Here is a 25,451-nt window from a genome sequence, read left to right on the forward strand (position 1 = left end):
TATGCTACGGACATTGTGGATAGGCTTGGTGCTGTACCCGTTGTTGGGGGTAACGGCAGCCCCCCGTGCCAGCAATGATCTGGAATTGCTTGGCAATACGGTCCATCTCCATGGCAGGATCATCGATCAGCCATGTGTGGTCTCTCCTGAATCCCTTGATCAGGAGGTCGAGATGGGGGTAGTTGACGTGAAGGAACTCTATGCCAACGGAGTCGGGCAGCTAGTGCCGTTTTTCATTCGTCTGACCAATTGCAAGCCGGGTATTTTCCGCATGGCCAAGGTGACCTTTACTGGCTCGCAGGATACCGAACTCAGCGGCGGATTGGCATTCACGGCCGGGATTGCCAAGGGGGCAGGCATCCGCCTGTATGACGTGGCTCAATCACCTCTGAATTTGGGTAGTGCCTCCCGCGGCTATCTGCTAGGTGGTGCGGCAGATAATGAGCTGCAATTTTTTGCCAGAGTCGAAGGACATCCGGCGGCATTGACCGCCAAGAACATCCAGCCTGGCGACTATTCTGCTGTCGCCAATTTCATCGTTGCTTATGAATAAACTCAGAAGTCGTTGCGCTGGATGACTTTTGTATTGCCATGGCTGGGCCAGGTGATGACGCCACCTAGATAACTGGAAAGGTAAATACCCCCGGGCAATTGAATGAACTTGGCTTTTTGTTTGGGGGGCGTTAGCGCCGCGACCAGAGTGGCGACCATAGCGTTATTGGTCAGCGCCTGCTGGTCAATGAAATTGACAATGGTATTTTTTATCTCGACCGAAATATCGCCATTATCCCGCTCCAGATCCCCAACAGAATCCAGATTGAACAGCGTCTTTCCCTGATTGTCAGTGGCTATCACAGTGGCCACCACTATCTCTCTGTTCATGGTCACAATATATTTACTCTTTCTGGTCATTTCTACCCAGTTGTCTGGTGCCTGACAATCTCTGTGATATCTGACTGTGGTTTCTTGATTATTGTAATAGTTGTTGGAAACATTATTTCCCTGCTGGTTCATGGTTGTGATAACGCATTGAACTTCTTCGGCCACCGGGTGACCGCTACGCAACAGGAAGATATTTTCGGATAATTTCCTGCTGCTATTGTTGATGGAAAAATAGCTGATGGCTTCTTTTCCAACCAGAATTGAAATCTGCTCATCAGCTTTACGTGAAACAGGTTTTATCAAGGGCGTCAGTGAATCTATTTTCACATTCAGAGCTTTTTCCGTCTCGCTGGTCATATAGAGAGAAATCTGACCTAAATTGATAGTGCGTAGTGTATTTGCTGTCGCATAGTTATAAATGACGAGGGCTAGTGAAGTCAGCGAGACCAGCAGCAATGCAAACAGCAAAATACGCTTTGGGCTGAAATATCGGTCATATTTGCGGCGAGTATATTGCCGCCTGGCTTGAGGTGCAGGGGAAGGCGTCGACGCTTGAATTTCTTCCGCTGGTGCTGGCTCTTCACTTTCCCCAGCGAGCTCAATCGGAGCACAAAACATATAGCCAACCCGTGGAATGGTATCGATCGCATCCATTAAGCCGAAGGATTCCAGCTTTCTTCTCAACGAGAGTATCTGCCGGTTCAAATTGGTATCGGTATTGTCCTGATTTGGCCACAAGGCATCCTGCAGTTTGCTTCTTGGAATGACAGTGCCTGCCTCATCACACAGCATTTCGAGTAGCTCGGCTTCCTTGTTGCTGAGCTTGATGTCCTTGTCCCCTTTCGAGATTCGGAATATTGCAGCGGAGAAAAAGATATCCTCTGCAATTTTATAAATTCTGTTACTCATGTGTGACTCGTCTTACTGCCAAGGAGAGCATTTTACCACCACGCAGTCTTTGTTCAAATAATGATAAATCGTCAATTTCTTTTATTATCATATGGTTAGCTTTCCTACTAAATGCATGGTGGAGGGTATGGTACTACAGCCAATTAATTTGGTTCAAAAAATGTGCAAAAAAAGGCCGTTTATGTAATCGTTCTCACTTATTCAGACTGAGGAGGAGGATTTTGATACCACCAGCATTTTATTTTGAGCCATATGTGTATTTGGATGGCCCCGTGGCGTCACTTTTTGTCGCATGAATAATTATTGCGACCTAATGATATTCTGAAATTGTTTCCGCTGTGGCTTGAGATTACCGCCAAGATCGGGCCAGGGGAGCCAGTGGTCGGGCACCATAAAGCCGGGCAGGGTGCTGCGGATCCAGGCAGCCAGTTCGGAGTCGGGAACCGGCTCGCCGTGCCAGTCGATAAAGGCGGCGGGGCGTTGCCCCCACTCGTCGCTCGGTACCGGCACCACCAGCGCCTGGGCGACAGCGGGATGATCTACCAGTCGCTGCTCTATGGTTTCGGGCTGGATGTTTTCGCCACCCGAGATAAAGAGGTTATCGAGCCGTCCCTCTACCAGCAGCTCCCCTGCCGCAGTGAACCTCCCCTTGTCGCGAGTATGAAACCAGCCTTCGCCATCGAGGGGCAGATCCAGCTCGCTAGCCCGGTAGTAACCGGCAAACAGGGTGGCGCCGCGCACGCAGATCTCCTGCTCCCTGATGCACACTTCCCGTCCCGGTAGCGGTTTGCCAACTACGCCTGCATCGCCGGGGATAGCGGTACAGACCTGGCTCCCCATCTCGGAGAGACCATAACTCACCTTGGGTTCGAGCCCCATGGCGCAGAGGCGGCTCACCAGCGGCTGCGGGATGGCGGCACCGCCGAGCAGCAACTCGCGCAGGCGGGTACGGGTGGGATCAAAGCCCTCTGCCAGCAGGCGCCAGAGTTGGGTAGGCACCAGAGACAAGTGAGTGATGGGTTGGCACTCCAGCCGCTCCTTGAGGGGGCGTTCACGTTGATCCAGTACCAGAGTCGCACCCGCCAGAAAGACCCGAAACAGGATGGCGTAGCCGCCCACATGGAACAGCGGCAGGGAGAGCAGCCAGCCGCAGGCCTCATCGAGGGGGATGAGGGTGGCAGAGCCGCGCGCAGAGGCCAGGTGGTTGCAGAGCCGGTGCACCACCGCTTTCGGCGTGCCGCTGGAACCGGAGGTGAGGATCATGTTATTGAGCTGGGTCGATTCCAGCGGCCACGCTTCCTCGCTTGCTGGCAGTTCGCGCGCGAAGTCGAGGCACAAGGGCTGCCAGTTGCCTGCCGGGATCTCCCCTGCCGACCAGAAGGCATCGGCATCGAGTTGTAACGCCAGCTCGCGCTGCTTTTCGAGAGGAAAGGCGGGGTTGAGCGGGCAGAACACCACGCTGCTGCGCACGCAGGCCCACGCCAGCAGCACATCTTCCAGCGCACCGCGCACCACCGCAGCCAGATGATCGCCACGATGCACTCCGGCTTGTTCCAGCTGTTGGCACAGGCTGTTGAGGCGGGCATCGAGCTGGCGGTAACTGAGAGGCGAGGCGGTGTGGATGGCAATGCGGTTCGGGGCTGAGATTGCCCGGTGGCGTACCGGGCAAGGTGTCTGTGCGGGTGAACGGGAGGGGTCAATCACGTTAATACAGTTGCTCCAGTCGACTCAGATCCGGTTTGCCATCTTCCCCCAGCAGATTGCCCGCCATCCAGCGGCGGGTATCCAGCCCCGGAGCCTGTTCGGGAGCCCATTCGCCCGCCAGATGAAAGAGCTGGTTCAGGCCCAGATCCGATTCGAAGCAGGAGGAGATGATCACCTTGAGCCGCAGTTCGCGGGCGCGGGCGATCAGCGCTTCGCAGTTGGCGAGTGAACCGAGCAGGGTAGGCTTGAGCACCAGCGCGCGCAGTTGCGGGATCGGCTCCCACGGCTTGCCTTGTGCCAGCAGTTCGTCCAGCGCCACCGGCATGCCGGTGCGGTTGGCGACAAAGGCGATGTCGGCAAAGTCGGCGCAGGGGTCTTCCAGATACTCGATGCGATTCGGGTCGAGGTGGCCGCAGAAGGTCCACGCCTCCTCGCGAGTCCAGCCCTGGTTGGCGTCCAGCACCAGCTTGAGGGAGGGGAGGCGGTCGCACAGCAGGCGGATCAGCGCCAGCTCGTCACGCATCGGGTAGCGTGCCACCTTCAGCTTGGCCTTGCCGGGCGTGCGGTGCAGCCACTCTTTCCAGTTGCGCAGCAGCTCTTGGGGGGAGCCTTGAATGAGGGGATAGGGCTCCGGCAGCGGGTTGCTCTGTTCGGGCCATGTCCGGCGCGCGCAGTCGAGGCCAAATTGCACCGACGGCAGCACGGGGTTCGGGGTGTCACCGGCGGCCAAGGCCGCCAGCGTGGCAAGGGCTTCTGCCTCTGCCTGTTGCAGGCTCTCTTTCGAGAAGCCGGGTAGGGGGGCGATTTCCCCCCAGCCGTCGTTGATGCGCACCAACAGCCCCTCTCGCGCCACCTCCACCTTGCCGTGAAAGGTCAGTGGCTGGGTAAAAGGCAGTTGATAGCGATACAGGGCTAGTGTCATCAGGGGTTCCGCTTGTATTTGGAGAAGTCGGGGCGACGCTTTTCGTTGAAGGCGTTGCGGCCTTCCTGACCCTCTTCGGTCATGTAGAACAGCATGGTGGCATTGCCCGCCAGCTCCTGCAAGCCCGCCTGACCATCACAGTCAGCGTTGAGGGCGGCTTTCAGGCAGCGCAGCGCCATCGGGCTGTTTTGCAGCATTTCGCGGCACCAGCGCACTGTTTCTCGCTCCAGTTCGGCCAATGGCACGACAGTGTTGACCAGCCCCATGTCGAGGGCTTGCTGGGCATCGTACATGCGGCAGAGGAACCAGATCTCGCGGGCTTTCTTCTGGCCGACGATACGAGCCATGTAGGAAGCCCCCCAACCGCCGTCGAAGGAGCCCACTTTCGGGCCGGTCTGGCCAAACTGGGCGTTGTCGGCGGCAATGGTCAGGTCACACATCATGTGCAGCACGTGGCCGCCACCGACCGCGTAACCGGCCACCATGGCAACCACAGGTTTCGGACAGGTGCGGATGTCGCGCTGGAAGTCGAGCACGTTGAGGTGGTGAGTCCCCTCGTCATCGCGGTATCCACCGTAGTCGCCACGGATCTTCTGGTCGCCACCGGCGCAGAAGGCTTTCTCGCCAAAACCGGTCAGGATGATGGTGCCGATCTGATCGTCATAACGGGCATCGGCCAGCGCCTGCAGCATCTCTTTGACGGTGCGGGGGCGGAAGGCGTTGCGCACCTGGGGACGGTTGATAGTGATCTTGGCAATGCCATCGTTGGACTTGTGATAGAGGATGTCCTCGTAACCGGCGGAGCAATCTTGCCATTCAACAGGTGCATACAGTTCAGCTTCCGTCATTGCTTCAATCATGACTCGTCTCTTCTTGTTGGTTGACCCACTCCGCGAGGAGTCGGGCAAAGTTATCAGGCTGATGGGCGTGCAGATTATGGCCACCATCCAGCACCAAGTGGTTGATTCTGCGATCCTGGTTCGCCAGCTGGCAAGCCAGCTGATGGAATTTGTGATCCCGCTTGCCACTCACATAAGTAACCGGCAGCTGGCTCGCCATGAGCCAAGGGGCGAGATCCGGCTGCTTGCCTAGCGAAGTGGCGCGTAGCATGGTGGCGATGCTCTGACCGTCGTTGCCAAGGCGGCGGGCGATCTGGCGGGCCCGGGCCGCATCGTCAAGATCGGCAAACACCCCTTGCCGATACCAGTCTGCCAGCACGTCAGCCAGGGGCTCACGCTCAAAGCGCCGCGCCCACTGTTCATCGTGCTGGATGCGGGCGGCCCGTTCACTGGCCGGTAACCCCGGGTGGCAGTTCTCCAGCAACAGCCCCCGCAGCCCGGCGGGCTCGCGGCTGGCGTGATAGAGGGCCAGTCGTCCGCCCAGCGAGTAACCGACCAGCAGGTAGCGTTCAATGTTGCGGCTTGCCAGCTCGGCTACCAGCCACTGGTGGTTCTGCTCAAAGTCGCTGACGTTGAGATCGCGATACTGGCCGTGACCCGGCAGATCGAGGGCGATGCAGCGGATGGCGGGCAGCCGGTCGATCACCGGTTGCCAGTCGCCGCTATCCCCCAGCAGGCCGTGCAGCAACACCAGCGGCACATTGGCATCTTTATTTGCCACGGATGGCGGCCCCCAGCGCCTTGAGATCATCGGCTACCTGCTCGCTCGGTACCCGGATCTCGATCAAGGTAACGCCATGTTGGAGGGCGGCGCGGTAATCGCGTTCGAACTCGGGCAGGGTGGTCGGCGCCCGATAGGCGAGGCCAAACATGGCGGCAGCATGTTCAAAGCTGAGGCCGTGGGGCAGCCGGTAGTAGCTCTCCAGCAGCTCCCCTTCGGTGGGCACCGGCAACATACGAAAGATGCTGCCGCCATCGTTGTTGAGCAGGATCACCACCAGCGGTCGGCTCGCCTTGCTGAGCAGGGCGAGGCTGTTGAGATCGTGCAGGGCGCTGAGATCCCCAAGCAGCAGGGTGGTGGGCTCATCACTGCCCGGCTCTATCGATTGGGCAAACCCGTAGGCGGTGGCGATGAGGCCATCGATGCCGGAGGCGCCACGGTTGGTCATCACCCGGCTCGGCCCCTTGCCCGTTTCGCCGAGCATATCCATCAGTCGGGCTGGCATGCTGTTGCCGACAAACAGTTGCCCTTCGATCAGGCGGTTGAGGCGATGGCAGACCCCAAGCTCGGAGAAGTGCTCGCAGGCGGCGGCGATCTGCTGGCTGGCGTTGTGTTGCAGCTCGGCCAATGTGTGCCAGGGGGACTGAGCGGTGGTGACCGGATGGGCCGCGGCAAAGGCGCTGGCACTGCAGAGCAGCCGGTTGCGCAGCCGGTAGTCGGGATCTAACCGCGCCGGTTGCGGATCCACCAGCCAGTAATCCTGCCATGAATGGTGCTTGATGAACTGGCCGAGCCGCTTGGAGACAAGCCGCGCGCCAAATTGCAGCAGCACCTCGGCGCGGCCCAGCTCAGCGACGAATTCAGGGTCGTTGAGCGCCAGATCCATGTGGATGAGGTTGCGGCTATCGAAGCGGATCTGGCTCTGCAGGTCCGCCAGCAGCGGCCAGCCGAGTTGCTCTGCCAGTTCGGCGACCACCTGTGCCTGTTCGGGGTCAGTGATCCTGCCGGCGACAATAATGCCGCGCTGTTGCCGAAAGGTTTCCCACTCCGCTTGGGGTGGGCAGGTCGGCGCGCTTTGCTGCCACGGGCTCCAGGGCTTGTGCGAGCCGAGCCAGTCACCGAGGGGGGCCAGATAGTCGGAGAAATCCTGATAGTGCTCGCCCGGGTAGAGGGGCTCGGGGTACATGCAGTTGAAGTGCACCACCCCGGGGGTGAGCGCCTGTTTGGCCAGCGCCTGATCCACCGAGCTCAGCACAAACGCCGCCGGAATGGTCGGGGTGGGGCTCGGCAGGTTCTGTTGATAGACGGGGTAGTGGCCGAAGATCCCCTGCTGGTCGATCGCCTGATTGGCGCCGTTGTCGATCAGTTCGTGAGGACGATCGGCGGAGAGAATAATCAGCGGCACGCCGGTGAGCTGGGCCTCTGCCACGGCGGGCCAGAGGTTGGCTACCGCGGTGCCCGAGGTCATGATCACCGCCACCGGCCGGTTGCTCCCCTTGGCCAGCCCGAGCGCCATAAAGCCGAGGCCGCGCTCGTCAAAGTGCAAGTGACGACGAAAGCCCTGATGGGCGGCGGCGGCCATGGTCAGCGGCGCGGAGCGGGAGCCGGGGGCCAGCGCGATGTCGCGCACCCCGAGGCGAAAGAGCTCCTCCAGCAAGAGGGAGGACCAGACGTGGTTGAAGGTGGCGTGCTGGCTCGAAAACGGGGGGCAGGCAAACTCTTCGCTGGCAGGCTCTTTACGGGTGGGCATAGGGGCTCTCGTAGCGTGAAAAGGGTGAATGACTATCCCAGCAGGGAGAGCACATTGGCGATCTTGTTGTCGAGCTCGGCCCACTCTGCGGCAGGCTCGGAACCGGCGACGATGCCGGCACCTGCAAACAGGGTGACGCTGCCGGGCTGGATGCGGGCGCTGCGGATGGCGACCGAAAACTCCGAGGTCTCCCGGCTCAGCATGCCGCAGGCGCCGGCGTACCAGCCGCGCTCGTAGGGTTCGAACTCGCGGATAAAGGCGAGCGCCGCCTCGCGCGGCGCACCGCCCACCGCCGGAGTCGGGTGGAGGGCGTCGAGCAGTTGCCAGTCACAGACGCCGGGTTTTAGCTCGGCTTCGATATCGCACTTGAGGTGTTGCAGCAGCCGCAGTTTGAGAATGCGCGGCTCGGTCAGGGTGGCATCGTGGGCCAGCGGCGCCAGTCGGCTCAGGATGTCGGCGTGAACCAGCCGGTTCTCCAGCCGGTTTTTGCTGTCGGTGAGCAGCTCGGTGGCCAGCGCTTCATCGGTCGCCTCGTCGCCGGAGCGGCGAATGGTGCCCGCCAGCGCCTCGGTAAAAAGGTGGCGCTCCTCGCGGCGGTAGAGCCGCTCGGGGGAGCAGGCGATAAAGGCTTGCTCTGGAGAGAATTGGAAACCGAAGTGGAAGCAGTCCTGGGCGTGGCGGGCCCACTGGTCGAGCATGGCCCAGGGATTGATATCCGCATCATGGTTCGGACTGGTCAGCACGCTCTCCCGCGATAGCACCACCTTGGGAGTGTGGGCCTGAAAATCGGGGGCGGTGACGCGCTCCACCAGCGTCTGCCACTGGGCGGGGCCGGGGCAATCCTGTCGCTGCCAGGGCTGCTTTTGCAGGGCGGGCAGCGGGGCTTCCGGGCGCAGGGCATCGAGGGCGGCTTCGGCCGCCTGCAGTTCGGCCTCGAGATTGTTTTCATCCAGCCATAGGTTGAGGCAGAGACTGACGCACTCACCACGGCGCACCAGCTCGATACGGGGCAGCACGAAACGGCAGGGGCCAAATCCTTGCCAGCCGGATTGGGCCGGATCGAACGCCAGTCCGCCATAGTAGCGAGGGCTGTCGTCATGATGCTGGTTGGCTGTGTTAGTGCACACCTGCTTGATGGCGTGCGGTTCGGTCAGTTCATGGATGGCGCCTAGCGCGACATACTCGGGACGAGCTTCTCCACGGGCCTGCCAGTAGATGCGGGGATAGAGGGTTTGCGCCGCGAGCCAGCCCAGAAAGGAGCGGATTTCGATCGCCACTCGCAACCGTACGAAGCCGCTGACGTTGCTGTGACGCAGGGCGTCCAGTTGTTGCTTGATATGGGTCTGAGCCAACATGGATTCTTGTCTGAGCCGGGTAGTAACGAGCGATCCGGTAGCTGGATGCCGTAGGTTTATGCCAAAGGGCGATGATTTCCTATATATTATCTGCCCATTCGTCCATGTAAATCGCCCGCGGGAGCTTCACTCTCCGGGGCCAAGTATACCCAAATCCGGTTCGATAACCCTTAACACGATCAATATCCGATTGTTTGGCCATCACAAAATGACAAATACCTTCTCTGTTTGGTTGCTGGCGGCGCGTTTGCGAACACTGCCGCTCGCCTGCTCTTCCATCCTGCTGGGCTCGGGGCTGGCTGCCAGTCGTGGCGCCTTCGATGGCACCATCATGGCGCTCTCCCTGCTGACCGCCATCCTGCTGCAGATCCTCTCCAATCTGGCCAACGATTACGGCGATGCGGTCTCCGGCGCCGACAACGGTGAGCGGATCGGCCCGCAGCGGGCGGTGGTCTCCGGTCTTATCACCAAAAAGCAGATGTGCGTGGCGATGGGGCTGACCGCGCTGGCGGCGGTGGCCAGTGGCCTGCTGCTGCTCGGCTGCGCCTTCGGCGGCCAGTGGCTGCAGATTTTGGCATTTGTGGTGCTGGGTGGTGCAGCCATCGTCGCGGCGGTGACCTACACCGTCGGCAAGACTCCTTACGGCTATCGCGGGTTTGGCGATATCTCTGTGTTCCTCTTCTTTGGCCTGCTGGGGGTGCTCGGCTCCTACTACCTCTTCACCAAGACGCTGGAGTGGGATCTGCTATTGCCTGCCACCGCATGTGGTCTGCTGGCCACCGCCGTGCTCAATATCAACAATGTGCGCGATATCGAGACCGACGCCGCCAGTGGCAAGATCACTCTGGCGGTACGCCTTGGCCGCAACCGGGCCATCGCTTATCACTGGGTACTGTTGGGGGCGGCGCTGCTGGCGACCATCGTCTTTATCCTGATCCAGCCCGCCAGTTTCTGGCCGTGGATCTTCCTGCCCGCCATGAAGCCCCTCAGCGATGCGGCGCGCACCTTGCGCGAAAGCTACGATGGCGAGGTGCTGACTGGTTCCCTCAAGAAGACCGCCATCAGCGCGTTTCTGTTCAGCCTTCTGCTCTCCATCGGGTTGGCGCTCTCCTGACCGCTGGTCGCAGCTCGCCAAGGCGAACAATGAAAAGGGCTCCCGAGATGGGAGCCCTTTTTGGTTTTGGCGGGTTTAGCTGGCTCGAGCCACTTTGAGTGTACGGCGGGAGAAGAGCAGGGTATCCAGTAGCCAGATGGCGACCATGGAGGCGCCGACCTGCGGGAAGGCGATCCCCAGCAAAATGAGCAGGGCGATGGCACCGCGCATCGGCGGGAGTTTGGCAGGCAGCGGCGGTGCGGCGAGACGGCCCTGCGGGCGGCGGCACCACCAGATCCAGAGGCCGCTCACGGCACTGGCCAGCACCATCAGGCAGATGAGCAGCATGGCGAGCTGATGGGGCCAGCCGTAGAGCTTGCCCATGTGCAGCATGACGCCACTCTCCACCGTTTTGGCGACCAGGCCGTAATCCTGCCAGCGCACATCGGCCAGCACCTTGCCACTGTATTGATCGATATGCAGGGTGGCATCGTTGCGCGGATCATCGGCAAAGATCGCGATGGTATAGACACCGGTGGTGCCGACCGGCGGGGTGATGCTGTAGCCCGGACTCACTTTTCGGGCTGTGGCGATATCCACCACCTGTTGCAGCGGGATCCGTTGGCTGGCCATCACCACTCCCTTGTGCTCGCCGTGGTTCATGGCGCCGTGATCGTGCCCCTCATCAACCGGTTGCGAGCTGGGCATGGGAGTGTTCTCCACCGCCCAGGGAACGGTCTGCTCGTGTGCCTGATTGAGGTTGCGGGCCAGCGGCGCCGATTTGGGCACCTCGTTCCACATGGCGGCGGGGAAGCGGTTCCAGACCGCGGCAAACTGATCGCCCCAGAAACCGGTCCAGGTCATGCCGCTCAGCAGCAATAGCAACAGGAAACCGGCGCCCCAGAAGCCGACCACGGCGTGCAGATCGCGCCACCAGAGGCGGCCACGCTGGCTGACTCTGGGCCAGAGGATGCCGCCCACCCCGGGCCCCTTGCGTGGCCACCAGAGGTAGAGACCACTCAGCAGCAGCACCAGCCCCCAGCCTGCGGCCAGCTCGATCAGCCTATCCCCCGTGGTGCCGAGCAGCAGGTCGGCGTGCAGGGAGCGAGCCACCGCTTGCAGATTCCACTTGTTGTCCATGGTGCCGAGCAGGGCGCCGCTGGCGGGATCCATAAACAGGGTCAGTTCCTGTTCACCCCGATTGACGATGAACTGAGCGCTCAGGTCGGGAGCGGCAGGCGGCAGGTACTTACGCAGGCTGGCATCCGGCATGGTCATCATCGCCTTGGCCAGCAGCTGGTCGGCACTCAGGGTCTGGCTGGCGGGGGCGACCTTCATCAGCTCGGGGTACATCAGGTTGTCGAGCTGGGGTTTGAACAGATAGACGATCCCGGTCAGTGACAGCAGGATCAGGAAAGGGGCGACAAAGAGACCGGCGTAGAAGTGCCAGCGCCAGATCCGTTGGTAATGACTCGAGTCCCTGTTTTTCATTGCACATCCTTGTTGGGGTGCCAAACCTTTCGGCAGGTGGAATGTTTGTGGCGGCGCGGATAATAGCAGTAACGTTTCGTTAACTGCAATCGCACATCTTGAGATCGATTCAGTGCGGGATGTGGGTAACATGAGGTGCCGACGGTTTGCTGGATAGGATGACCACGCTTTGGGGAAAGCCTGTTTGCTGCTGGACTTTTCCTTATAAATTATTACCTTGTGGTAACAATTTGCAGGCGATGGTGGTGGTAACGGAATGGGAGCAGTCATGCAGCCACATGGGCAATTCGACATGGAGCGCAGGGGCCAGATGCTGATCTGCCGCCCGAGTGGCCCCTTCAATCTGGCAGGTGCCATGGCCTATGAGGCGCGCTTTCGTCACGAACTGGCCGGTCTGATGGATGGCCCCTGGGGGATTGTCGAGGTCGCGACCGAGTTTGAAGCGGCCGGGCCCGAGGTGCTGGCCCGTTTTCGTCGCCAGTTTGGCTGGTGTGCCGAGAGTGGCTGTCAGTTTCTGGCGGTGGTCTTCGTGGGGGGCTTCAAGCGCTATCTGGCGGATAACATCTTCAAGGGATTGCCCTTTCGGGCGGTACGTTACTTTGAGCAGGAGGCTGCGGCCATCCAGTGGCTGGGGGAGCAGCTCAACACCGCTCCCTGTGAATCTGCGAGCGCTTGACAACCCCGCTCCCCGCGTGGACGGGCTTCACTCCAGCTTGATAAACCACTTGTCCCGCTCGTCAACGCAGTCGGGTTCACCCATTTCGAATTCGCGGCAGATCAGCGGTCGCACCTCGTAGATACGGCACATCATGGTGTTGCGGTCGAGCGCCGCACACCAGCCATCGTCCAGCCGGCGCATGACCGGTATCTCGCCATCCCGTTCCAGTACATAACGGTCCGGCACGCCGGTATCGGTAAAGAGCATCACTTCGAGGCGGCAGCAGCAGGCTTCGCAGTTCTGGCAGCTCACATCGGTTTGGATTGCTTGGGTCATGGTGCCTGTCTTGCCGCATGGCGGCATCGGAGATATGAAACAGGCGCCTGTCAGGCGCCTGTGGTCTGGCTAACGGCTTGCAAAAAACCTTAGCCCAGTTTGCGGGCGCGGTAGCTGCGACCCTTGATCTTGCCTTCCTGCAACCGCTTGAGGGCGGCGCTCGCCACGCTGCGCTTCACGGCGACGTAGGAGTACTGCTCGGAGATCTGGATCTTGCCCACATCGGCGCCGGCAATGCCGCCTTCACCGGTCAGGGCACCCAGAATGTCACCGGCCCGCACCTTGGTCTTGCGGCCTGCATCGATGGAGAGGGTCACCATCTGCGGGGCGATCGGCTTGATGTCGCGGCCGATGCTGTCGAGATCACCCAGCGGCATCGGAGCCTGCTGGTACTCTTCGATAAAGTTGACGCGCTGAGCTTCGTTCGGTTGATAGAGGCTCAGAGCCAGACCCTGCTGGCCGGCACGACCGGTACGGCCGATGCGGTGCACGTGCACTTCCGGATCGTAGGTCAGCTCGTAGTTGATGACGGCGCCCAGCTCCTTGATGTCGAGGCCGCGGGCCGCCACATCGGTGGCCACCAGAATGGTGGCGCTGCCGTTGGCAAAGCGCACCAGCACCTGATCCCGCTCGCGCTGTTCCAGATCGCCATTCAGCGCCAGCGCCGAGAAGCCCTTGGCGGCCAGATGGTCGGCCACGTCGTTACAGGCGCGCTTGGTGTTGCAGAACACCACGCAGGAGCTTGGCTGGTAGTGACTCAGCAGCCAGGTGAGGGCGTCGAGGCGCTGACCGGCCGGCACTTCATAGAGCTTCTGTTCGATGGCGCTCCCCTCGTGCAGGGACTCCACGCTCACCTCGACCGGATTGCGCTGCACGCCGCGGCTCATCTGGGCGATCCCTTCCGGATAGGTCGCGGAGAAGAGCAGGGTCTGACGCTGCTGGGGGGCATAGCTGATGACCCGGTTGATATCTTCGCCAAAGCCCATGTCCAGCATGCGATCCGCTTCATCCAGCACCAGCGTCTTGAGGCCGGATAGCTCCAGCGTGCCTTGCTCCAGATGCTTGAGAATACGACCCGGGGTGCCGACGGCAATGTGGGCACCAAAGCTCAGGGTGGCGGACTGAGGTGCGGTCGGGGTGCCGCCGCACAGGGTGACCAGCTTGACGTTGGGCAGGGCACGCGCCAGACGACGGATCTCCTGAGCCACCTGATCCGCCAGTTCGCGGGTCGGGCAGAGCACCAGCGCCTGCACTTCGAGGCGGTTGACGTTGAGCTTGGCCAGCAGGCCGAGGCCGAAGGCGGCGGTCTTGCCGCTGCCGGTTTTTGCTTTGGCGATCAGGTCTTTGCCATCGAGCACCAGGGGCAGGCTCTGGGCCTGGATCGGGGTCATCTGCAGGTAACCCAGGCTGGTGAGGTTCTCTTGCAGGGCGGGGGAGAGATTGAGGCTGCTAAATTCGCTGTTGTTCACAAAAGGACTCTATTTCGGAGAAAACGGGGATGCGCGAGCGCTAAGGCCGCGCATCATACCAGAATGTGGCACCGGATGTGGCGGATTTTTGAACGGCTGGCCACGAGGGGCCATTAAAGGTTCATTTGTTGCCAAACCGATCGCGGGCGAGCACTGACAATGTAATAAGGACTATTTTTCAAACACACATCTAATTATTTATCGCGGATAAACGTTTTCTATTTTCAGTGTTTTAATATAATGACTGGAAAATATTCCACGAGTAGTTATTGCGCCATAGGGAATGTTGCGAAAATGCTGATTAAATATTTTTAAAGAATATGAAAACGGCGCCACCATTACTCAACATTATGTTTTAAAAGGATTTATGTTATCTGTGTTGCGCGATTAATATCAGTTCATTGCACAATTAATTTAAAAACGTTTGTATTATCCTGCCTCCATAATATTGCGCGGGATTGTGATGGCTATCTGATTTTTAAATGTGCAAATGTCTATGATGGCGCCGGTCAAAAATTACAATTTACTCAGGTGCTACAGGTATGGAATACGTTCACTTTGTGCTCGGACTGGTGATGGTCCTCGCTCTCTCTCTGCTGGCTAACCGCCACAACTGGAAACAGATCAAACTGCGTTATATCGGCCAACTGCTGGTGGTCGAACTGGCGCTGGCCTGGTTCATGCTGAACTCCGAAGTGGGTCTGGCGGTGGTGGGGGGCTTCGCGGCCGGCTTCACCAAGTTGATGGAGTTTGCCAAACAGGGTACCGACTTCGTGTTCGGTGGTCTGGTCAACGAAGGGGCCTTCTCCTTCTTCCTGATGGTGCTGATGCCCATCGTCTTCATCTCCGTGCTGATCGGTATTCTGCAGTACATCCGCCTGCTGCCGCTGGTGATCCGCGGTATCGGTACCGTGCTGGCCAAGATCAACGGCATGGGCAAGCTGGAGTCTTTCAACGCCATCAGCTCGATGATCGTCGGCCAATCCGAGAACTTCATCGCCCTCAAGAACATCCTGCCGCACCTGAACGAGAAGCAGATGTACACCCTGGCGGCGACGGCCATGTCTACCGTCTCAATGTCCATCGTCGGTGCCTACATGCAGCTGATCGAGCCGCGCTACGTGGTTGCCGCGCTGGTGCTCAACATGTTCAGTACCTTCGTTGTGCTGTCGCTGATCAACCCCTACGAGCCGGATAACTCCGTGACCGACATCAAGGCCATTGCCGAAGGTGACGAGCACCACACGCCGAAGAAAGAGAACTTCTTCGAGATGCTGGGCGAATACATCATGGCCGGTTTCACCGTTGCCGTGATCGTGGGTGCCATGCTGGTGGGCTTCATCGCTCTGATCGCCCTCATCAACTACCTGTTCGAGATGGCATTTGGCGTGAACTTCCAGTTCGTCATGGGCTACCTCTTCTACCCGATCGCCTGGATCCTGGGTATCCCGAGTGGTGAAGCGCTGCAAGCGGGCTCCATCATGGCGACCAAGCTGGTGACCAACGAGTTCGTGGCGATGATGGATCTGGGCAAGGTGGCTGCCGAGCTCTCTCCGCGCACCGTCGGCATCCTCTCCATCTTCATGGTCTCTTTCGCCAACTTCAGCTCCATCGGCATCATCGCCGGTGCGGTAAAAGCGCTGAACGAAGAGAAGGGCAACATGGTTTCCCGCTTCGGCCTGAAGCTGGTCTACGGTTCTACCCTGGTCAGCCTGCTCTCTGCCGTTATCGCAGGCATCATGATCTGATCCTCTGGCGGCACCCGCCACGGTTTGAGCCCCTGACCTCGTCAGGGGCTCTTTTGTTTCTGGCTCACAGCCGCCAGCCGCACCACCAGCCGGCGGCCAGCAAGGTGAGGGTGCAAAAGCCGGTTTCGATGGCACCGCCGCTGCGCAGCGGCCAGCCCGGCAGGCGGTAACGGCGCTTGATGGGCCAGAAGAGAGGAATGCCCGCCGGGGTGAGCCAGTCCCCCAGCAGATGGCTGAGGTAGCCGACGATCAGGGCATCCTTGACCCCCATGGGCAGAGTGCCCGGCGGCAGACTCTGGTTCAGCCCCCAGACAGCGGCGGCGACTGCCAGCAGACTGTGGGTGAAGCCGCGATGGCCGAACAGCCGCGACAGAGGTTTCGAGATCCACGGCAGGCGCTGCCCCAGCACCGATTTGGGGTGGTCGAGGTCGGGCAACAGGGCGCTGGCCAGCGCGGCAGGGATGGTCTGCCACAGGCTGGCATCGGCCAGCGCCGGAGTGAGCTGCAGTTTGTGGGCGATCAGGGTGCAGGTAACGGAGAAGAGCAGGTGCCCTTGGGCGGTCATGATGATTACGGCGTGGACAAGATGGCGGCGCATCTTACCAGCCTGACGGTTGTGGTCAGCTCTTATTTTAAAAATCAGGATGTTACGGCGAAAAAGCGCCCATATTGGGCGCCTTTAGGGTCTCTTTACAGCTTGCCTTTGACCAGCCACTTGTCGAGGGCATTGGCAAAACGCTGTTTGTCAGCGGCATTGAAGGGGGCCGGGCCGCCGGTCTGCACGCCAGCCGAGCGCAGCTCTTCCATAAAGTTGCGCATGCCGAGCCGCGCCTTGATGGTCTCGCGGGTGTAGATCTCGCCGCGGGGATTGAGTGCCTCGCCGCCAGCATCGATCACCCAGGAGGCGAGGGGAATATCGCCGGTGATCACCAGATCGCCGGGCTGAACCTGCTGGGCGATGACATGGTCTGCCACATCGAATCCCTTTTCCACCTGCTGGGTTTTGATGAAGGGCGAGGGGGGCACCCGCAATCCCTGATTGGCCACCAGGGTGGTGACGACCTGGGCGCGGTGGGCGGCGCGGTAGAGGATCTCCTTGACCGGAATGGGGCAGGCATCGGCATCAACCCAGATGGGCATGGCATGTTTTCCTGTAGTGAAAGCGGATAAAAAACGAGAGCGGCCATGTTAACACAGGCCTCCCTTCCCGGCGCGGGGCTGAGTCGGCCCAACCTTTGGTATAAGCTGGGGCCAGCACATGAAACGAGAAGGAGACGAGATGGATCGGGTGCCCGGTGAAGTGATTTATGCCCTGACCCTGGATGGCAAGGGTGGCATGGCGCCGCTGACGGCGGGAAGCGAGATCCCGGGGGATCGCCCCGGCTGGCTGCATCTGGATTACGGCCATCCCGATTCGGCGCGCTGGTTGCTGCAAACCCCGCTGTTGGGTGAGGCGGCCAAGGAGTCGCTGCTCGGCCAGAGCAATCGTCCCAAGCTGGTGCGGATGGGGGAGACGGTGCTGCTGATCCTGCGTGGCATCAACCACAACAAGGATCACCGGCCCGAGGAGATGGTGGCGCTGCGCATCTTCATCACCCCGGATCTCATCATCAGCAGCCGTCGTCGCCCGCTGCTCTCCGAGCAGGATGTGTTCAACCAGCTCAAGCTGGGGGGCGGCGCTGATAGCCCAGCCGACTGGCTGGTGGAGATCTGTGATGCCCTGACCGATCGGGCGGGGGAGTTTGTCGAGGAGCTGCACGACAAGATCCTCGATCTGGAGGAGATGGTGCTAATGCGCGACCTGCCCGCCAATGGCCGCTTGGCGCTGATCCGCAAGCAGCTCATCATGATCCGCCGCTACCTCTCCCCCCAGCGGGATCTGGTGGCGCGCCTCGCCAACGAGAAGATCAGCTGGCTGGATGAGGATGACCGCCGTCGTCTGCTCGATATCGCCGACCGGCTGCGGCGCTGGCTCGATGACCTCGATGCCGGGGTGGCGCGCACCGCTGTGCTGGCAGACGAGATCAACAATCTGATGGCGGAGGCGACCAACCGCCGCGCCTACCAGATGTCGGTGATGGCACTGCTCTTTTTACCTGCCAGCTTCCTGACCGGTCTGTTTGGCATCAACCTCGGCGGTATCCCCGGGGCCGAGAATCCGACTGCCTTCTGGGTCTTCTGTGGTTCGCTGGTGGCGCTGGCAAGCGGGCTGGCTATCTGGCTCAAACATCGGCGCTGGTGGTAAGGAGGCATAACCCATGTGGCAATCAATTGGCCTGACCTTGCTGCTGTTGCTGGGTCATACCCTGATCCGGCGGCTTATTCACAAGAGTCTGCTGGCGCTCGGCCAGAGCAGGCAGGTGAGCGAGAACCGGGTGCTCTACGTGGCCCATGTGTTCCACTTCCTGCTCGGCTGCGCCACCCTGCTGGTGCTGGCCGGGGTGTGGGGGCTCGACTTCTCCCGACTGGTGGTGCTCGCCTCCTCCTTCTTTGCAGTATTGGGGGTCGCCATGGTCGCCCAGTGGTCGATCCTCTCCAACATCACCGCCAGCATCACCATCTTCTTCGCCTTCCCCTACAAGATTGGCGACCGGATCCGTATCCTCGACAAGGATGATTCGGTCACCGGCGTCATCACCGAGATCGGCCTCTTCTATGTGCGGGTGCGTGATGACAACGGCGATCTGGTCACCTATCCGGCCAACCTGATCCTGCAAAAGCCGGTCAGAAAGCTGGAGGGCAAGGTGGTGGAACCGCTGCAACCGGAATAAGAAAGAGGCTCCCTCGGGAGCCTTTTTACTGTGCGGTGGGTGGCGCTAGCGTTCGAAGAAGCGGTAGAGGTGCTCCACCTGAACCGGGCAGTCGGCCACCTGATGCAGATGTTCGCGGGCCTGCTCGACGGTGCCGAAGCTGACCGGGCAGCCGAGGGTGTCGGTCAGCTCGTAGAGGGTGCCATCCTTGCCTCTGAATTCGATGAGCCAGCCGGGAATGGCAACATCGTGGAGTATTTCAGCCTCTTGCAGGATCTGTTGCTGATAGAGCTTACGAAGTTCACTGACTGTCATGATGCTCTCCTGTGGGGAATATCCAGCTCCAGTCTATGCCTGCCCTTTATGTGCGGCAACAGTGGTGCGGCAACGGGATCATCCCCGCAGGACCTCCCATGCCCAGCAGATGCGGATAAAGGTCTCGGCATTGCCGCCCCGATCCGGATGGTGCTGCAGTGCCAGCTCCCGCCAGCGGCGGCGGATCGCCTCCTGACTCGCCCCCTCATTCAACTCGAACAGTGCCAGCGCCTCGCCTTTGTGCCCCTCACCGTCATAAGCGCGCCAGAAGCGGTTGAGCAGGGCCTCAATTTCGGCACGGTCGGTCTGCCAGAACACCTGCCAGTCGAGATAGTAGCTACGCAGATTTTCGCCAACAGCAAAGCCGTGGTTGGCCTCCTGATTCCCGGCCAGCGGTTCGAGCCGGATATCCAGGGTGCTGATCATCAGCCACCAACCCTCTTCATAAAGCTCGGCTTGCAACTGGTAGAGGGCGTTCATGATCAGGAAGTTGACCCGAAACAGCTGCAGCTGCTCATCGTCAGCCAGCCGGGGGATCGCCCCCTGCTGGCGCAGAGCGGCCATCAGCTCATGCACCTTGTAGCTGCCCGCCGCCTGTTGCAATAGCACCAGCAGCGGGACGACCAGCGGATTGTGGTTGGCTTCGTTCATTCGGCACCCTGCTCTCTGGGCGGCTGCAGGGCGATCAGCAGCTCACCCGCCTGCGGAGTGACGGGGCCGGTAACGATCTGGGGCTTACCCTTGCCATCCATGATGAACAGCGGGATAGCGCCGGGATTGGCGGTTTGATACTGGGCCCAGTCGAACGCCTCGCTCAGGCGGGTCGCCTTGATCTGGCCGCCCCGGCTCAGCAGGCTGCTCAGCCTGGCATAGTTGATGTCGGGGCCGAACAGGTTCTGGCGAGCGCGGAAGGTGGCACTCTCCCGGTTGGCTTTGCCGTGCTGCTCGCTGGAGCGCAGGGAGTAGACCTGCTCCTCGCCGTAGAGGTGGGCAAAGTGCAGTACCCCGAGGGCGTTGTTGTGGCGGTTGGGGGAGAGCGCCAGCACGGTACTGATGCTGGTAAGCGGAAGGTGCAGCTCGGCATGTTCCGACTGGGGGTTGCCGAAGTAGCAGGGGAGGTTGCTCATCCGCGCCTGTTTGCAGAACTCCCAGGCGGGATCGCAGAGTTGCACCGGCACCCCCTGATCCGCCAGCGCCCGGCCTATGGCCCGCGCCACCGAGTTGGCCCCTATGATGAGCCAGGTGTTGGGGGCGCTCTGGCGCATCTTGAGCAGGCTGGCCAGCGGTGCCGAGGTGAGGCTCTGCAACACCACGGTGGAGATGATCACTGCAAATACCAGCGGCACCAGCTTGTCGGCATCGGGGATCTCGGCCTGATGCAGGCTGATGGCAAACGAGGCACTGACCGCCGCCGCAACGATACCGCGCGGGGCGATCCAGCTCAGCAGGGCGCGAGCTCGCCAGGAGAGATCCGAGCCCCAGGTCGAGACCAGAATACAGAGCGGGCGCGCCACGAATTGCACCACGCACAGCAGCGCCAGCACCATGGGGCCGAGCTGCCAGAGCTGTGCCAGATCTAGGCGGGCCGCCAGCAGGATAAACAGGCTGGAGATAAGGATGACCGCGAGATCCTCCTTGAACGCCAGCACCTCCTCCAGATCCAGCCCCTCCTGATTGGCGAGCCAGATGCCGAACACGGTCACCGCCAGCAGGCCCGATTCGTGGCTCAGCCAGTTGGAGAGGCTGAAGGTGACCAGCACCAGCGCCAGCACCCCGAACTTGTGCAGACTGACCGGCAGCCAGTCCTTGCGAATGAGCAGGGTGGTGAGCCAGCCTGCCGCCACCCCGATCAGGGAACCGACCAGCACTGTCTTGCCCAGCGCCAGCAGGGTATGGCTGATGAGATCCCCCTGACTGCCGAGGCGTACCGCCTCGAACACCAGCACCGCAAACAGGGCGCCGATGGGGTCGATGACGATCCCCTCCCAGCGCAGGATACGGTCCACCTCCCGGGTGGGGCGGATCACGTTGAGCATGGGGGCGATCACCGTCGGGCCCGTTACCACCAGTACAGCGCCGAGCATGGTGGCGACCCGCCAGTCCAGTCCCAGCAGGAAGTAACCGGCGCTGCCGATGACGGCGAAACTGACCAGCATGCCGGTGGAACAGAGATTGCGCACCACCTTGCCGATCCCCTTGAGCTCGGCGAGATGGAGGGTCAGCGCCCCCTCGAACAGGATGATGGCCACCGACAGGGAGACCAGCGGAAACAGCAGCTCCCCGAGCAGGGCATCGGGGTCGAGCAGGCCGCTGACCGGGCCCAGAGTCAGGCCGGTGAGCAGCAGAAACAGGATGGCGGGTACCCGCAGCGACCAGGCAAGCCATTGGGCCAGCACGGAGACCAGGGCGATCCCGGCCAGAGATAGGGCAATCATGCAGACCTCGATTCAGGCAGTGAGTATGGAGCTAGTGTAGTGGCTAAGTTGGTCAGATTGACACCCGAAGGTGCGGGCGTCATGGCCGGGATGGGGAGATGTGCGACAGTCGGCGTCATGGTGGCTGGCGGTGGTGTGCAGGGCGCCAGCCAGACGCCAACCGTGGTGATGGGTGGCCTCGGGGCCGGATTAGATGGGGCTCTCCTTGTGGAGCTCGCCGACACAGTCGGCCAGCGCCAGTACCAGTGCGGAGCGCACCATCTGATCGAGCCGGTTGAGCTGCATCTGGTAGAAGGCCCAATCCTCTTCGCTGGCAGGGGGCTCCAGCTTCATCATGCCGCCCTGATTGACCCCGTGCAGGCGGTCGAGCAGATCGCGGATCGGCTTGTCGCTGAAGCGGTAATCCTTGGGGTCGCGCACCAGAAAGTCACGGATCTTGAGATAGGCTTCCAGATCCTGATAGCGCTCAAGGGAGATGAGGCCGAGGGCGAAGATGAGCTTGAGGCGCACCTCCAGCTGGCCGAGGGGGCCGCTCTGGTTGAGCAGGGGTTCGATGGCGTATTTGACGGCATACTCCTCCTGACGAAAGGCGCGTCGCATCAGGGAGTCGACCGCCTCTTCCAGGATGGTCACGGCTTCGAGAAAGAAGCCGCGGGGGCCATCCTGCTCGTTCAGTCGTTCCAGTACTTCATCTTCCTGGTGTGTGGTCATAGGTGCATTGGGTCCAGCTGACAGGGAGAGAGTCAGCCTCTCTCCCGGTTTCTATCATATGGGGCACATTCCCTTGCCATTCAAGCGCTTGGCGCGCTATCAGTGGTGGCTGAATGCGCCGCAAGCAGGGTCATTACAGGGTTTCGTAACGGGCGACGATGGCGCGAACCACCTCGCTCTCTTCATCCAGTCCGGTGACGCGGGCCAGCGCTTTGGCCGGGCCCAGCTCCGCCAGCAGGGCTTGCAGCTCCACCGCCTGCGGGTCATCGGCATTGCGATAGTGGAGCGCCGCGGCGATCCCCTCCTGCAACTGCTCGTTGGGCAGGCCGTACTCCAGGGTGCCCAGCAGCGGCTTCACCAGTCGATCCCCCGCCGCCAGCTTGCGCAGCGGCTGACGACCGACCCGGTCAATCTCGTCCACCAGATAGGGGTTGGCGAAGCGGGCCAGGATCTTCTCGATATAGGCGGCGTGCAGACGCGGGTCGAAACCGTAGCGTTTTACCAGCACGGCACCGCTCTCCTCCATGGCGCGGCGCACCTTGCTGCGGATCACCGGATCTTCGATCGCCTCGCGCACTGTGTGGTAGCCCCGCAACTTGCCGAGGTAGGCTGTGACGATGTGGCCGGTGTTGAGGGTGAACAGCTTGCGCTCGACGAAGGCCATCAGGTTGTCGGTGGGTTCCATGCCCGCCACCTGTGGCAGCTCTCCCTTGAACTGGGTCTGGTCGACGATCCACTCGCTGAAGCTCTCTACCGTCACTTCCAGCGGATCATCGTTGGCAGCCGCGGCGGGCGGCACGATGCGATCCACCGCCGAGTCGACGAAGCCGATACAGGATTCGAGCGTGGCATGATACGCGACCGGCAGGTACTTGAGTACCTCCCGCTTGAGGTGGCTGGTGCCGCGCACCATGTTTTCGCAGGCGATGACGTTGAGCGGAGTCAGGTTGCCGGCATCGAAACGGGCCTGCAGCCCCTTGGCCAAGGTGCTGGCAATCTTGTCCAGAATGTTGGGGCCGACGGCGGTGGTGACCAGATCGGCGGTGATGATGCGGGCGATCACCTCGTGACCGGCGGAGCTCACCGCTGCCACGTTGCGCACCACATCCAGCTTCTGATCCGCCCCCACCACATGGACCTTGTACTCCTGACGGTGGTTGAGCTGGTCGATCAGGGTGTCGTTGACGTCGGCGAAGGTGACCTGATGGCTGGCATCCGCCAGCACTTTGCCGATAAAGCCGCGACCGATGTTACCAGCACCAAAATGCAATGTTTTCATGATATTAACCTCTTGAACCAAAGACGATGAAAGATGATTACGCAGCCTGTTCGGCACCCAACAGATCCAGGAAGGCCTGGGGATCCGTGGTGCTGGCCAGCCGGTCGATGAGACCGGGTTCATCCAGTGCATTGGTCAGGCGGGTTATCACCTGCATGTGTTCGTCGTTGCGGGCGGCGATGCCGATCACCAGCCGCGCTACCTCATCGGCAGCCTCGCCAAAGGCGACCCCGGCCGGGTACTGGCAAATGACGATGCCGGTACGCTTCACAAACTCCTTGGCGGCGATGGTGCCGTGGGGCACGGCGATGGATTCGCCGAGGTAGGTGGAGACCAGTTGTTCGCGCTCCAGCATGGCGTTGACGTAGTCGGGCGCCACATAGCCGCGCTCGGCCAGCAGTCGGCCTGCAGTCAGGATGGCGGCCTCCTTGTTGTCCGCTTTCAGTCCCAGATGCACGTCATGACGGCTCAGGGTAAAGACTTCGGCTGCTTGCGGCTCGTAGCTGTCGTCGTTGGCGGCCACCAGCAGCTGCGGGTTGGCGACATCATCGTTGGCGGCGCGGCTCAGGCTCTGTACCAGCTCCTGATAGAGGCCGTTGTCGAGGAAGTTGGTGAGCGAGATGTGGTGGGCGTGTGGCGCGTGGCGACGGGCCCGCTCGGTCAGATCCTTGTGGGTGATGACCCAGTCCACCTGATCGTCGAGCTGATCTATGGCGCGGTTGGTGACGCTGATGTCGAGGCCGGCGGCCTGCACCCGCTTGCGCAGCAGGCCGGCGCCCATGGCGCTGGAGCCCATGCCCGCATCGCAGGCGACGACGATGTTGCGCACCGCCATCAGTTCACCGCCCGGCTTCTTGGCCGCTGCGGTCTCGGGCTTGGCACCCTTCAGGGCTTTCATCTTGCGAGTGGCTTCACCCAGAGCATCGGCCTCGTCGGCTTCCGGCTGCTGGGCACGCACGAACACGGCGGCGACCAGGAAGGAGACGGTGGTGGAGGCGACGATGGAGAGCAGCACCCCGATGAGGGAGGCTTTCGGCGTCATCAACAGCACGGCGAAGATGGAACCCGGTGAGGCGGGGGAGACCAGACCTGCGTTGAACAGGGTCAGGGTGAACACCCCGGTCATGCCGCCGGCGATCACCGCCAGGATGAGGCGCGGGTTCATCAGCACGTACGGGAAGTAGATCTCGTGGATGCCGCCGAAGAAGTGAATGATGGAGGCACCGGCAGCGGACTGCTTGGCGGCGCCGCGACCGAACACCATGTAGGCCAGCAGCACGCCCATGCCCGGGCCCGGGTTCGCTTCAATCAGGAAGAAGATGGAGCGGCCGTGCTCGGTCGCCTGCTGGATCCCCAGCGGCGAGAAGATGCCGTGGTTGATGGCGTTGTTGAGGAACAGGATCTTGGCCGGCTCGACGAAGATGGAGGTGAGCGGCAGCAGGTTGTTGTCCACCAGGAAGCCGACGCCACCGGCCAGCAGGCCGGAGAGCACCTTGACGAAGGGGCCGATCACGAAGAAGGCGAGGATTGCCAGCAGCATGCCGATAAGACCGGCAGAGAAGTTGTTGACCAGCATCTCGAAGCCGCTCTTGACGCGACCTTCCATCGCTTTGTCGAAACGCTTGATGGCCCAGCCACCGAGCGGGCCGGCCATCATGGCGCCCATGAACATGGGAATGTCGGTCCCCACGATGACGCCCATGGTGGTGATGGCACCGACCACGCCGCCGCGCTCACCGCCCATCAGCTTGCCGCCGGTATAGCCAATCAGCAGCGGCAGCAGGTAGGTGATCATGGGGCCGACCAGCTTGGCCAAGGTTTCGCTCGGCAGCCAGCCGGTGGGGATGAAGAGGGCGGTAATAAAGCCCCAGGCGATGAAGGCGCCTATGTTGGGCATGACCATATTGGACAGGAAGCGTCCAAAATTCTGTATCTTGACTTTGGTATCCGGTGATAACATGTCGGGACCCCGTTTTAAGCCTGTTTGATTAAAAGTGGTAGTCGGGCTGGCCGGTTTTGCCGAA

The 25,451-nt window shown here is 61.1% G+C and carries 24 protein-coding genes; 6 read left to right on the forward strand and 18 right to left on the reverse strand.

Annotation, left to right across the window (positions count from 1 at the left end):
* Window position 1 precedes the first annotated feature (1 nt).
* Window positions 2–553 (forward strand): fimbrial protein, encoded by a 552-nt coding sequence (locus ACTG27_RS19715; protein WP_420939456.1) that lies wholly within the window; start codon window positions 2–4, stop codon window positions 551–553.
* A gap of 2 nt (window positions 554–555) precedes the next feature.
* On the opposite strand, the gene ACTG27_RS19720 is transcribed toward ACTG27_RS19715, so the two are convergent.
* From ACTG27_RS19720 to ACTG27_RS19750, 7 genes are all read right to left on the reverse strand, one after another.
* Window positions 556–1,791 (reverse strand): winged helix-turn-helix domain-containing protein, encoded by a 1,236-nt coding sequence (locus tag ACTG27_RS19720; RefSeq protein ID WP_236320714.1) that lies wholly within the window; start codon window positions 1,789–1,791, stop codon window positions 556–558.
* A 300-nt stretch (window positions 1,792–2,091) separates the two neighbouring features.
* The gene (locus ACTG27_RS19725; protein ID WP_439980233.1) at window positions 2,092–3,495 is read right to left on the reverse strand and encodes an AMP-binding protein; all 1,404 of its coding nucleotides are present in this window, start codon (window positions 3,493–3,495) and stop codon (window positions 2,092–2,094) included.
* A gap of 1 nt (window position 3,496) precedes the next feature.
* A complete protein-coding gene (gene menC / locus ACTG27_RS19730) occupies window positions 3,497–4,417 on the reverse strand; it encodes an o-succinylbenzoate synthase (protein ID WP_439980234.1) in 921 nt (306 codons plus the stop codon).
* Complete coding sequence (menB, locus tag ACTG27_RS19735) at window positions 4,417–5,277, reverse strand: 1,4-dihydroxy-2-naphthoyl-CoA synthase (RefSeq protein ID WP_005354934.1); 861 nt, start codon at window positions 5,275–5,277, stop codon at window positions 4,417–4,419. Before menB ends, menC begins: the two co-directional genes overlap by 1 nt.
* Window positions 5,270–6,067, reverse strand: a complete 798-nt coding sequence (menH, locus tag ACTG27_RS19740; RefSeq protein ID WP_439980235.1) for a 2-succinyl-6-hydroxy-2,4-cyclohexadiene-1-carboxylate synthase — start codon at window positions 6,065–6,067, stop codon at window positions 5,270–5,272. Before menH ends, menB begins: the two co-directional genes overlap by 8 nt.
* Complete coding sequence (gene menD, locus ACTG27_RS19745) at window positions 6,027–7,787, reverse strand: 2-succinyl-5-enolpyruvyl-6-hydroxy-3-cyclohexene-1-carboxylic-acid synthase (protein WP_439980236.1); 1,761 nt, start codon at window positions 7,785–7,787, stop codon at window positions 6,027–6,029. The genes menH and menD overlap by 41 nt, the downstream gene beginning before the upstream one ends.
* Window positions 7,788–7,819: 32 nt before the next feature.
* Window positions 7,820–9,142 (reverse strand): isochorismate synthase, encoded by a 1,323-nt coding sequence (locus ACTG27_RS19750; RefSeq protein ID WP_439980237.1) that lies wholly within the window; start codon window positions 9,140–9,142, stop codon window positions 7,820–7,822.
* A 208-nt stretch (window positions 9,143–9,350) separates the two neighbouring features.
* On the opposite strand from ACTG27_RS19750, the gene ACTG27_RS19755 reads away from it, so the two are divergent.
* Window positions 9,351–10,256 (forward strand): 1,4-dihydroxy-2-naphthoate polyprenyltransferase, encoded by a 906-nt coding sequence (locus tag ACTG27_RS19755; protein ID WP_420939461.1) that lies wholly within the window; start codon window positions 9,351–9,353, stop codon window positions 10,254–10,256.
* A 75-nt stretch (window positions 10,257–10,331) separates the two neighbouring features.
* Here ACTG27_RS19755 and ACTG27_RS19760 read toward each other — a convergent pair whose 3' ends face one another.
* Complete coding sequence (locus tag ACTG27_RS19760; RefSeq protein WP_439980238.1) at window positions 10,332–11,726, reverse strand: PepSY-associated TM helix domain-containing protein; 1,395 nt, start codon at window positions 11,724–11,726, stop codon at window positions 10,332–10,334.
* A 268-nt stretch (window positions 11,727–11,994) separates the two neighbouring features.
* Here ACTG27_RS19760 and ACTG27_RS19765 point away from each other — a divergent pair, with 268 nt between their 5' ends.
* Complete coding sequence (locus ACTG27_RS19765; RefSeq protein ID WP_257699680.1) at window positions 11,995–12,402, forward strand: hypothetical protein; 408 nt, start codon at window positions 11,995–11,997, stop codon at window positions 12,400–12,402.
* 27 nt (window positions 12,403–12,429) lie between these two features.
* On the opposite strand, the gene ACTG27_RS19770 is transcribed toward ACTG27_RS19765, so the two are convergent.
* Both ACTG27_RS19770 and dbpA read right to left on the reverse strand, forming a co-directional pair.
* Complete coding sequence (locus tag ACTG27_RS19770) at window positions 12,430–12,720, reverse strand: YkgJ family cysteine cluster protein (protein ID WP_005335921.1); 291 nt, start codon at window positions 12,718–12,720, stop codon at window positions 12,430–12,432.
* A gap of 89 nt (window positions 12,721–12,809) precedes the next feature.
* Window positions 12,810–14,189, reverse strand: coding sequence for an ATP-dependent RNA helicase DbpA (dbpA, locus tag ACTG27_RS19775; RefSeq protein ID WP_005335919.1), 1,380 nt, complete (start codon window positions 14,187–14,189; stop codon window positions 12,810–12,812).
* A 542-nt stretch (window positions 14,190–14,731) separates the two neighbouring features.
* Here dbpA and ACTG27_RS19780 point away from each other — a divergent pair.
* On the forward strand, window positions 14,732–15,937 hold the full coding sequence (locus ACTG27_RS19780; protein ID WP_005363118.1) for a NupC/NupG family nucleoside CNT transporter: 1,206 nt from the start codon (window positions 14,732–14,734) through the stop codon (window positions 15,935–15,937).
* A gap of 64 nt (window positions 15,938–16,001) precedes the next feature.
* On the opposite strand, the gene ACTG27_RS19785 is transcribed toward ACTG27_RS19780, so the two are convergent.
* Both ACTG27_RS19785 and ACTG27_RS19790 read right to left on the reverse strand, forming a co-directional pair.
* Window positions 16,002–16,502, reverse strand: a complete 501-nt coding sequence (locus tag ACTG27_RS19785; RefSeq protein WP_439980543.1) for a metal-dependent hydrolase — start codon at window positions 16,500–16,502, stop codon at window positions 16,002–16,004.
* Between the two features lie 125 nt (window positions 16,503–16,627).
* Complete coding sequence (locus ACTG27_RS19790; protein ID WP_005335916.1) at window positions 16,628–17,077, reverse strand: YaiI/YqxD family protein; 450 nt, start codon at window positions 17,075–17,077, stop codon at window positions 16,628–16,630.
* Between the two features lie 139 nt (window positions 17,078–17,216).
* Here ACTG27_RS19790 and zntB point away from each other — a divergent pair, with 139 nt between their 5' ends.
* Together zntB and ACTG27_RS19800 are read left to right on the forward strand one after the other, a co-directional pair.
* A complete protein-coding gene (gene zntB / locus ACTG27_RS19795) occupies window positions 17,217–18,182 on the forward strand; it encodes a zinc transporter ZntB (protein ID WP_320546154.1) in 966 nt (321 codons plus the stop codon).
* Between the two features lie 13 nt (window positions 18,183–18,195).
* Window positions 18,196–18,708, forward strand: coding sequence for a mechanosensitive ion channel domain-containing protein (locus ACTG27_RS19800; protein WP_005335914.1), 513 nt, complete (start codon window positions 18,196–18,198; stop codon window positions 18,706–18,708).
* A 45-nt stretch (window positions 18,709–18,753) separates the two neighbouring features.
* On the opposite strand, the gene ACTG27_RS19805 is transcribed toward ACTG27_RS19800, so the two are convergent.
* The 6 genes from ACTG27_RS19805 to ACTG27_RS19830 form a co-directional block, all read right to left on the reverse strand.
* On the reverse strand, window positions 18,754–19,002 hold the full coding sequence (locus ACTG27_RS19805) for a hypothetical protein (RefSeq protein ID WP_139747965.1): 249 nt from the start codon (window positions 19,000–19,002) through the stop codon (window positions 18,754–18,756).
* Between the two features lie 78 nt (window positions 19,003–19,080).
* A complete protein-coding gene (locus ACTG27_RS19810; protein ID WP_439980239.1) occupies window positions 19,081–19,653 on the reverse strand; it encodes a DNA-J related domain-containing protein in 573 nt (190 codons plus the stop codon).
* Window positions 19,650–21,437 (reverse strand): cation:proton antiporter, encoded by a 1,788-nt coding sequence (locus ACTG27_RS19815; protein ID WP_139495120.1) that lies wholly within the window; start codon window positions 21,435–21,437, stop codon window positions 19,650–19,652. The genes ACTG27_RS19810 and ACTG27_RS19815 overlap by 4 nt, the downstream gene beginning before the upstream one ends.
* 189 nt (window positions 21,438–21,626) lie before the next feature.
* Complete coding sequence (locus ACTG27_RS19820; protein ID WP_005354914.1) at window positions 21,627–22,148, reverse strand: MltR family transcriptional regulator; 522 nt, start codon at window positions 22,146–22,148, stop codon at window positions 21,627–21,629.
* Between the two features lie 133 nt (window positions 22,149–22,281).
* A complete protein-coding gene (locus ACTG27_RS19825) occupies window positions 22,282–23,427 on the reverse strand; it encodes a mannitol-1-phosphate 5-dehydrogenase (protein ID WP_075116023.1) in 1,146 nt (381 codons plus the stop codon).
* Window positions 23,428–23,464: 37 nt separating this feature from the next.
* On the reverse strand, window positions 23,465–25,387 hold the full coding sequence (locus ACTG27_RS19830; protein WP_439980240.1) for a PTS mannitol transporter subunit IICBA: 1,923 nt from the start codon (window positions 25,385–25,387) through the stop codon (window positions 23,465–23,467).
* Window positions 25,388–25,451 lie beyond the last annotated feature (64 nt).

It is taken from the genome of Aeromonas sp. 97A (assembly GCF_051919185.1).
GTDB lineage: Bacteria > Pseudomonadota > Gammaproteobacteria > Enterobacterales > Aeromonadaceae > Aeromonas > Aeromonas veronii.

Coding starts and splice junctions, on each gene's coding strand:
- ACTG27_RS19715 (WP_420939456.1), top strand. CDS start 2: ATGCTACGGACATTGTGGATAGGCTTGGTGCTGTACCCGTTGTTGGGG.
- ACTG27_RS19720 (WP_236320714.1), bottom strand. CDS start 1,791: ATGAGTAACAGAATTTATAAAATTGCAGAGGATATCTTTTTCTCCGCT.
- menC (WP_439980234.1), bottom strand. CDS start 4,417: ATGACACTAGCCCTGTATCGCTATCAACTGCCTTTTACCCAGCCACTG.
- menB (WP_005354934.1), bottom strand. CDS start 5,277: ATGATTGAAGCAATGACGGAAGCTGAACTGTATGCACCTGTTGAATGG.
- menH (WP_439980235.1), bottom strand. CDS start 6,067: ATGATCTCAAGGCGCTGGGGGCCGCCATCCGTGGCAAATAAAGATGCC.
- menD (WP_439980236.1), bottom strand. CDS start 7,787: ATGCCCACCCGTAAAGAGCCTGCCAGCGAAGAGTTTGCCTGCCCCCCG.
- ACTG27_RS19750 (WP_439980237.1), bottom strand. CDS start 9,142: ATGTTGGCTCAGACCCATATCAAGCAACAACTGGACGCCCTGCGTCAC.
- ACTG27_RS19755 (WP_420939461.1), top strand. CDS start 9,351: ATGACAAATACCTTCTCTGTTTGGTTGCTGGCGGCGCGTTTGCGAACA.
- ACTG27_RS19760 (WP_439980238.1), bottom strand. CDS start 11,726: ATGAAAAACAGGGACTCGAGTCATTACCAACGGATCTGGCGCTGGCAC.
- ACTG27_RS19765 (WP_257699680.1), top strand. CDS start 11,995: ATGCAGCCACATGGGCAATTCGACATGGAGCGCAGGGGCCAGATGCTG.
- ACTG27_RS19770 (WP_005335921.1), bottom strand. CDS start 12,720: ATGACCCAAGCAATCCAAACCGATGTGAGCTGCCAGAACTGCGAAGCC.
- ACTG27_RS19780 (WP_005363118.1), top strand. CDS start 14,732: ATGGAATACGTTCACTTTGTGCTCGGACTGGTGATGGTCCTCGCTCTC.
- ACTG27_RS19785 (WP_439980543.1), bottom strand. CDS start 16,502: ATGACCGCCCAAGGGCACCTGCTCTTCTCCGTTACCTGCACCCTGATC.
- ACTG27_RS19790 (WP_005335916.1), bottom strand. CDS start 17,077: ATGCCCATCTGGGTTGATGCCGATGCCTGCCCCATTCCGGTCAAGGAG.
- zntB (WP_320546154.1), top strand. CDS start 17,217: ATGGATCGGGTGCCCGGTGAAGTGATTTATGCCCTGACCCTGGATGGC.
- ACTG27_RS19800 (WP_005335914.1), top strand. CDS start 18,196: ATGTGGCAATCAATTGGCCTGACCTTGCTGCTGTTGCTGGGTCATACC.
- ACTG27_RS19805 (WP_139747965.1), bottom strand. CDS start 19,002: ATGACAGTCAGTGAACTTCGTAAGCTCTATCAGCAACAGATCCTGCAA.
- ACTG27_RS19810 (WP_439980239.1), bottom strand. CDS start 19,653: ATGAACGAAGCCAACCACAATCCGCTGGTCGTCCCGCTGCTGGTGCTA.
- ACTG27_RS19815 (WP_139495120.1), bottom strand. CDS start 21,437: ATGATTGCCCTATCTCTGGCCGGGATCGCCCTGGTCTCCGTGCTGGCC.
- ACTG27_RS19820 (WP_005354914.1), bottom strand. CDS start 22,148: ATGACCACACACCAGGAAGATGAAGTACTGGAACGACTGAACGAGCAG.
- ACTG27_RS19825 (WP_075116023.1), bottom strand. CDS start 23,427: ATGAAAACATTGCATTTTGGTGCTGGTAACATCGGTCGCGGCTTTATC.
- ACTG27_RS19830 (WP_439980240.1), bottom strand. CDS start 25,387: ATGTTATCACCGGATACCAAAGTCAAGATACAGAATTTTGGACGCTTC.